Raw genomic sequence first — 8,168 nt, 5'->3', positions numbered from 1 at the left:
GTTTTCCAGGTTATGCGGGGTGATGAATGGGCTCAGGTCTTTGCGGAACTGCTCAAAGTCCGGTGCTTCATCCGCAACGCAGATGTAGATATAGCTGTTAACGACTTCACAGTGCACCGGCATCAGGCCGTGATCATCGTTGTTGAATTTCTCGCCCATGTTAGCCGCGAACAGCAGTTTGCCGTCCAGGCCGAAGGTCCATTTGTGGTATGGGCATACCAGCTTGGCAACTTTACCTTTGGACTCAGCGCATACACGCGAACCGCGGTGGCGGCAGGCGTTGTGGAATGCGCGAACATCGCCACTGTCATCACGTACGATCACCACCGGATAGTCACCCACCTGAATGGTCATGAACTCGCCAGCTTTTTCGATCTCGAACGTATGACCGGCAAAAATCCACTCCTTATGCCAGATCTGTTCCAGATCCTGCTGATAAACCTCATCATCACGGTACAGTTCACGGCTCAGGGCGTGGCGAGGTTTACGCTGATTGATCAGCTCCAGAGTTTTGGTTTTGCTTGTCATCTCAGATACTCCCATGACACTACGCTGCGGTAGGCATTCTTATTGTTGTGGTTTTGTTGGCCTTCGCAGGTACACTGAAACTATAGTATTTTCGATCAGTGATCTGCTGGCGCTGTCAGTCATATTGGCGTCGCATCCTGTTGAGTCGTCGCCGGTTGAAAACCGTTTACTTACAAAACGTGTGCTTATTTCAACTTGGAAATCAGTGTATTAACGGGCCGAAAACCGGTAAAGCGACTTTTTATTTAGAGAATTGAATACCTGAAGTTATGGTTAAACACGTCGAACCCGACCAGATATTGGTGAAGATGCCGTCGTTACGGGCGGTGAAGTCTTTTGTGGCTGCGGCCAAATATCAGAATTTTACCCGTGCTGCGGAGGCGCTGTGCGTGACGCAAGCGGCCATTAGTCGCCAAATTCGTGAGCTGGAAGCCTCGCTGGGCGTGGAGTTATTCAAGCGTGCGGGTAGGGCGGTAGAGCTGACCGAAGCGGGTACCATCTTCTACGATGCGGCCTATCTTTCGTTTGTGAATATAGCTCAGGCAGCGCAGCGTATCGAGAACAGTGATAAGCAGAAACAGGAGCTGACGATTTGCTGTTCACCTGCATTTTCTGCGTTCTGGTTGTCCTCCCGTTTGCCGAGCTTCTTTGCGGCGAACCCGGATATCGACGTAAACGTTGTGACCACCAACAACTTCCTGCAGATGGAACCGGGTGTGCATCCGGATGTATTTATCAATAAGGCGAGTGACCCGCGTGAAGGCTACCACTCGATTCCGTTGTTTTATGACCTGATCTTCCCGGTGTGTTCGCCGCTGTATCTCAAGCAGCATCCAGAGATCGCAACGCTGGAAGGGCTGCAGCACACCACATTGCTCAATCTGAGCCCGTATGGTCGTTCCCAGATTGCAGAACACGTGGACTGGGGCGTCTGGTTCAATAGTCTTGGTATGGACATCGATGTAGGCATCGAAGGGGAGCGTCACCTCTTTAACGCCAATGACTACAACATGCTGATCCAGATGGCGCTGAACCATCAGGGGGTGAGTCTGGGCTGGCATCAATTGGTTGCACCGATGATAGAGCAGGGCTGGTTGGTACGCGCAGGGGATGCAGAAGCGCGGTACCGTGAGAAGTTGCACTACCTGACCTATTCAGAAAACAAAAAGGACAATGAAGCCTTCTGTACATTTAAGGACTGGTTCCTGAAGTGTATCGCGGAAGAGCCGACGTCGGTTGTGAATGCCACATAGGTATCGTGGCAAGCGAAGGTAACAGTCTGAAAGTGCGGTTAAAAGTAAGCCGCTTTTTTTGTCTCGATTTTCTATCTAAGTTTTTGAACTGTTTTAATTATTTGGTAGCAATTTAGTAACAGTGCTGGTTTGAGCACGTTTTGTGGTGTTAGAATCCGTTTCAATTTGTGTTCAGTGGTCAAAAGTTGCCCAGGGTGGCAAATGGCCTATGTTGTCTGAACTCAAAGGAATGACTGTGTAATCATATAATGGATGTTGGAAGGCAACTTGGATACCCCCGTAAATAACATGCTGGGCATGGACGTTGACGTTGGCCGCGCAGCCCACGCCGTAACAAAAGCGTTGGATTACGTTGGTGTTAACGACAGGAGCCACGGACGTCGTGTGGGTCTGATCTGTCACCGTGTGGCCCATCTGCTGGGTTGGACACGGGAGCGTCGCCACTTCATCCTGCTCGCCGGTATGTTGCACGATAGCGGTGTGTCTTCCACGGCTGTTCATAAGAAAATCGTCGGAGAGTTGGAGTGGAACGGTGCTGAAGAGCACTGTATACGTGGCGAGTACTTCCTGAGCAGTTTTCCTCCGTTTCAGCGTTACGCTGAAGCCGTACGTTACCACCATACCCGCTGGGAGCACCTGCCTGAATCGCTGGATCAGGTGACGGCCGATTACGCCAACCTAATCTTCCTGGCTGATCGCCTGGATGTGGTGTACGTCTCGTTCATTCAGAAACAGCCACTGCACATGGTATTGCTGGAGCGGCAGGCGATCCTCGACGAACTGCGTCCTTACATCGGTACCTTATTTTCTGAAGGCCACTTTACCGCATTGGAGCGGGCCGCGCTGAAAGACAGTTTCTGGCTGGAGCTGCGTGATGAGTTTCTGGACGATGCGATTTTTGAAACGCTGTCCTCCGCTGATTATCGTGTTTCGCTCAGTTTTGATGAGATTGAGGCGCTGGGTGAGTTGATCTCCCAAGTGGTCGACGCCAAAAGTCCATTTACTCATTACCACAGCCTGCGTGTTGCTGATATCGCCTACTCTTTGGCGGAGCTGGTGGGGTGTGATCAGTACGAAAAGCGACTGCTGCGCATTGCCGGTTTACTGCACGATGTGGGCAAATTGCGTACACCGGACGAAATTCTGGATAAACCCGGCGCGTTAACACCGGAAGAGCTCGCGCAGATGCGCAGCCATCCGCTGGATAGCCGCCGTGTTTTGCAGGCGATATTTCCCAACACTCTCATCGCTAAGTGGGCAGCGGAGCATCACGAAAAGCTCGATGGTTCCGGTTACCCATACGGTTGGAATGCCGATCAGATCGATATTCCAACGCGCATTCTCTCTATTGCCGATATCTTTCAGGCACTGTGTCAAAAGCGTCCGTATCGCGGGCGTTTGAGCGTCGATGCGGTGCTGGCGATTATGGATGATATGGTGAGTGGCGGTCAGTTGGATGGTGATATCTATGCGATCCTCAAGGCGCATAAGGAGAGCCTGTATCAGCTGGCGATCCGCGAAGGCACCTCTGTGCTTAATCTCTGAATCTTCCTATTTATCCCCCGTGTCACAAAAGCTGGTTGGGAAGGATCTGTCACCCTTTACCCGCTGCAGACAACATGTAACGGTTTATTCAAATCAATAAAAAGACGGGACCTGATATGGCTATGCTTTTGCTGGCACAAGAAGGTATCAGGCAGAAGCCGTAACCTCCGTGCTGCGTTTGAGGCTGCGTAAGCTCCAAATGCCAAGGATTGGGCCGGGCAACAAGCACCACGCCAGCCACTCAACCGGAACTGTGCCAATCAATACGGCAATCAGTTCGACTGCCAGTGCTGTTGTTGCATAACCCATCGCATTAATCAGTGTCATGGCTGAACCTAGCAGGCTGGAAGGTGCCGTTTGGGCCGAGAGTGCAGAGAATTGCGCCGAGTCCGCCACCACCGAAAATCCCCAGATAAACCAGAACGGTAATACCAGCCAGAGTGGTGCCAGCATCACCAGTGGTGATACCAGGCAGCAGATACCCGACACAATCAGCATATTCCTGGCGATTGCCAAGCTGCCATAGGTCCGTGACCAGATCCCGGCAACTACACAACCCAGCGCGCCGGTCGCGATTATGATAGAGGTCCAGAAGGCGCTGTTGATTGTTTGCTCGTGAGACTGACCCCAGGCCAGCAGCCAGATCGGTGCCAAGGCCCACATCGCATACAGCTCCCAGCTGTGCCCGAGATACCCAAAAACGGCAGCGCGCAGTGGTTTACACCGCACAATTTCCGCTAAGGCCCGTAAATTGATCGGTGCACCTTTGTTAAGGTTGGGGCCATCCGGTACAAAGCCGAGAATCAGCACGCCGCCCGTAAGGGCCGCCAGACCCACCAGTGCCATGACTTCGCGCCACGACGTATTGGGCAGACTGGACAGCAGGTGTGGTGTCGCCGTGCCAAGTACCAGTGCGCCAATCAGGTAACCCAGCGCACGTCCCAGTCCCTGCGGAAACCAACCGGTGGCGATCTTCATATCCACCGGATAGATCCCGGCCAGCATCATGCCGCTAAAGAATCGCAGCCACAGGACCTGATCCAGTGTGTTTGCCCATTGGGAGATGGTCAGACTGCTTAATCCGCAAAGCGTCGCGCAAATGAAAAACATTATCCGTGGCGAGATCCGGTCAGAGACTGCCAGAAAGCCAAACAGCAGTGCGCCTGAGATAAAGCCCCATTGCACCGAGTTAGTGAGCGGTGCGAGTGCGTAGTCGGTTAGCTGCCATTCATTTTGTAATTCGGGCAAGATCGCGTTGCCCGCAAACCAGGTGGAGGTACCCAGAAACTGAGCCACAATAATGATCGGCAAAATATACCGTGGGTGCTCAACTTGATTCATTAAAGCGTTCCGTCGATATTTGAAAAGCACATATGGTGGAACCCGCGCAGGGGCGGGCGGCTAGCAGTATTCAATATACGGGGCTGTGGCATCGAACCTGTAGCACCAGGGGCATAAACAGCTAGTACCAGATCGGTCGAAGTGTGCAGCAAAAGTGTTACGAGTTAGAGAGGTATGAGGTGCTGTGCTACTTTTAAGTATCACATACTGAAAAGGGACGTAGTATTCATGGGGTATGTACGAAAGCGGCTTCTTCAATGCGTGATGCCGCTAATAGTTCTATTGAGTACTTTTTTTGTATCCGGCGGTGTTTACTCCGAGTCTTTATTCGATACTTCATTTCGCACTCAGACCGCAATCATGCTTTTAATCTCACCTGAAGATGGTCGTATAGTCGAGGCCAATGAAGCCGCTGCCCGTTTCTATGGGTATTCTGTTGATCAGCTCAAAACGATGAAAGTTCAGGAGATAAATCAACTCTCCAAGCAAGCTGTTGCTGAAGAGATGGTATTGGCAAAGGAGGAGAACAGAAACTACTTCATCTTCAAACACCGCTTGGCTAACGGCGAAGTCCGGACGGTTAATGTCGCGTCGGTGCCAATCACATACCATGGGGAAACCGTCCTCTACTCCATCATCGCCGACGCGACGGATCTGTCCAACGCATCTGAAGCGTTGCTCCACTATCAGGAACGTTTGGAATCTCTGGTTGCACAAAAAACCCAGCAACTTTTTGATCAGAAAGAGCGTCAGAAAAATGAGATGCTCAGTATTATCGTCCTGTTGGTAGTACTTGTAGGTGTTTTGTTGGCAGTGCTGATGATTAACAGGAGGTCTCAACACACCATCGAAGTGGAAAAGGAACGCCTGAATGAAGTGATTTGGGGCACTCGTGTTGGTACCTGGGAGTGGCATATTCCTTCTGGCAAAGTCACATTTAATGAGCGTTGGGCAGAGATCGCAGGCTATACACTGGAAGAGCTGGAGCCAATTTCGATTGAAACGTGGGTATCACTGTGTAACGAAGAGGATCTTGAGAAATCCAATGAATTGCTTCAGAAAAACTTCAGCGGCGAGCTCGGTTACTATGAGTGCGAAGCACGAATGAAGCATAAGGCGGGGCATTGGATTTGGGTGCTGGACCGCGGGAAGGTCGTCGAATGGGATAAGCACGGAAATCCTGTCCGAATGTCCGGGACACATCAGGATATAACTGAACAGAAGAAACTCTATAGCAAGCTGGATTATATGGCGCACTACGATGCACTTACGGGTTTGTCCAACCGTGCTCTCTTCTACGAAAAAGGAATACAGGCAATGCTCAATGCTAAGCGCCATCGGCAGGGTATTGCGGTACTGTATATCGACCTCGATGGCTTCAAACAGGTCAATGATTCCTGTGGGCATGAAGCCGGCGATAAGGTGTTGGTAGATGCGGCAGCAAGAATGAAAAACTTGCTCAGGGAGAGCGATATTCTTTGTCGACTGGGAGGGGATGAATTTGCCGCCATTATCCAAGATGTAGGGACTCAGAAGGATGGAATGAAGGTTGCCGAAAACATCAGGGCCGTGCTCAGCAAGCCTTACGATGTTGAGTGTAGCTCTGCAAATGTATCGGCCAGCATAGGGGTAGCGTTCTATCCAGAAGACAGTACTGACCTGGACGAACTTATGAGGCAAGCCGATGACGCGATGTATATGTCTAAACAGTCAGGCAAAAACACCGTTTCAAAGGGGCAGCATGTTTTAGAGGAAAGTTAGTCGCTGTGCAGAAGTATATACCGACAAGCGTTTCAGCCCGCTGATTGCGGGCTTTTTCGTACCATCAAGCAAAGAACCTCTTCTAGGGAGGTGATTTCGTCCACTGATCGATCAGCAATTCACGAATCCGGTGATATCGCTTCGGTAGTGGCTTGTGTTTCTTGGTCAGCAGGTAAACCTCATCCTCAACGGGTGCTTCAAGTGTCGCGCTTTGAAGCTGATCCGGAAAGGGGAATGCATCCAACGAGGACTTTGGGATGACGGTGAATCCTAATCCTTGGGCGACGGGCAGCAAGATCTGTCCGAGTTGATTGATATAGCCTGATTCAGAGATCTGATCCATACCGTTAAAGTCATCTGGGAAGTTGGTTTCTAACACACGGGAGGCGTAGTGGTGACCGTCTGGGTGGTTGATAAACCCCAATGATCGCAGCGATTGCCAACGGGCAACGGTTTTTGGGGGCAGGACCAGACATAAGGTGTCTTTTCCCAGATATTCGCTATCCAACATCGGGTCGTTCACCGGCTGGGTAACGATGCCAAAGTCGGACTGGTTGTTTTTGATCCGTTCGATGATTGCGGTTTTGGGCGCGGCCTCAACGCTGAACCTCAGTTCCCCAAACTGTTTTTGCAATCCAAGCAAGCTGGGGTATAGCTGCATCGCCATCGAACCTGAGCATGCCAGGCGGCATTTACCGGCATGGGGATCATCACCCGCCAATTTCTGTTGCAGGTCAAATTCAGCTTCCGCCTGTTGTGCACCGTATTGATATAAAAGTTCGCCGGCACGGGTGAGTTCGAACGACTTTCCGTACCGATTCAGAAGCGGGGTGCCAAGGTATTCCTCTAGCTTTTTTATGTGCTGGCTGACACCCGGTTGGGTCATATGCAACTGTTCAGCAGTACGGGTGAAATGGTTGGTTTTCACCAGATGCATAAAGGTTCGTAGGAAGACAGGATTTATCATAATTAAAAATTATCAAAAAAATGATTAATAATAATTTTATGTGCTGATTGGTGTTTTTTAAACTGGTCTCTAACGATTGATCAGGAGACCTACCATGAACCCCGCACCACAAGAGAACACCATTCGTCCGTACCCGCGCAACTTTTCCCACATTGGTATTTCCGTTCCTGACCTGGAAGCGGCAGTGAAGTTTTACACTGAAGTATTGGGTTGGTACCTGATTATGGAGCCGACCGAGATAGTGGAGGACGATAGCGCCATCGGCGAGATGTGTACCGATGTATTTGGCCCAAATTGGGGGGCGTTCCGTATAGCTCACCTGTCGACCGGTGATCGTGTAGGTGTAGAGCTGTTCCAGTTTAAGAATCAGGAGAATCCGGAAAATAACTTCGAATACTGGAAAACCGGCGTTTTCCACTTCTGCGTTCAGGACCCGGATGTAGAAGGCCTGGCTGAGCGCATTGTGGCTGCGGGTGGTAAAAAGCGTATGCCAAAACCGCGTTACTACTACCCAGGTGAAAAGCCGTACCGCATGATCTACATGGAAGATCCGTTTGGTAACATCCTGGAAATCTACAGCCACAGCTACGAACTGCACTACGCTTCAGGTGCGTATAACTAAAGAGTGATTGGACACTGTCAAACGTGTTGCTGATTGTATAGGTGCTTCTAGCCCGGATTTTTCATGAATACTCCTCGATGCCTGTTTTCTCGGACTGTTGTCCAACGAGGAGCTGAAGTACCCGGATTCAGGGGCATGCAACGCGATTTTT

At 50.7% G+C, this 8,168-nt stretch carries 7 protein-coding genes; 4 read left to right on the top strand and 3 right to left on the bottom strand.

Annotated elements, in window-relative coordinates; all coding sequences use genetic code 11:
* The coding region (locus ACEQ15_RS14480) for an aromatic ring-hydroxylating dioxygenase subunit alpha (RefSeq protein ID WP_370279923.1) at positions 1-528 on the bottom strand (528 nt) is incomplete at its 3' end.
* A 269-nt stretch (positions 529-797) separates the two neighbouring features.
* Between ACEQ15_RS14480 and ACEQ15_RS14475 the strand changes: the two genes are divergently transcribed.
* Complete coding sequence (locus ACEQ15_RS14475) at positions 798-1,781, top strand: LysR family transcriptional regulator (protein WP_370279922.1); 984 nt, start codon at positions 798-800, stop codon at positions 1,779-1,781.
* 267 nt (positions 1,782-2,048) lie between these two features.
* The gene (locus tag ACEQ15_RS14470; RefSeq protein WP_370279921.1) at positions 2,049-3,326 is read left to right on the top strand and encodes an HD domain-containing phosphohydrolase; all 1,278 of its coding nucleotides are present in this window, start codon (positions 2,049-2,051) and stop codon (positions 3,324-3,326) included.
* 147 nt (positions 3,327-3,473) lie between these two features.
* Here the strand turns inward: ACEQ15_RS14470 and ACEQ15_RS14465 are convergent, their stop codons facing one another.
* Positions 3,474-4,667, bottom strand: coding sequence for an MFS transporter (locus tag ACEQ15_RS14465; protein WP_370279920.1), 1,194 nt, complete (start codon positions 4,665-4,667; stop codon positions 3,474-3,476).
* Positions 4,668-4,841: 174 nt separating this feature from the next.
* Between ACEQ15_RS14465 and ACEQ15_RS14460 the strand changes: the two genes are divergently transcribed.
* The gene (locus tag ACEQ15_RS14460; protein WP_372530382.1) at positions 4,842-6,428 is read left to right on the top strand and encodes a diguanylate cyclase domain-containing protein; all 1,587 of its coding nucleotides are present in this window, start codon (positions 4,842-4,844) and stop codon (positions 6,426-6,428) included.
* Positions 6,429-6,510: 82 nt separating this feature from the next.
* On the opposite strand, the gene ACEQ15_RS14455 is transcribed toward ACEQ15_RS14460, so the two are convergent.
* Positions 6,511-7,365 (bottom strand): LysR family transcriptional regulator, encoded by an 855-nt coding sequence (locus tag ACEQ15_RS14455; RefSeq protein WP_370279918.1) that lies wholly within the window; start codon positions 7,363-7,365, stop codon positions 6,511-6,513.
* Between the two features lie 124 nt (positions 7,366-7,489).
* Between ACEQ15_RS14455 and ACEQ15_RS14450 the strand changes: the two genes are divergently transcribed.
* Entirely contained in the window at positions 7,490-8,017 is a 528-nt protein-coding gene (locus ACEQ15_RS14450; RefSeq protein ID WP_370279917.1) for a lactoylglutathione lyase family protein, read from the top strand.
* Positions 8,018-8,168: the final 151 nt, after the last annotated feature.

Origin of the sequence: Pontibacterium sp., from assembly GCF_964228735.1 — a bacterium.
Classification (GTDB): Bacteria; Pseudomonadota; Gammaproteobacteria; order Pseudomonadales; family Balneatricaceae; genus Pontibacterium.
This window is presented reverse-complemented; position numbering and strand designations above follow the sequence as displayed.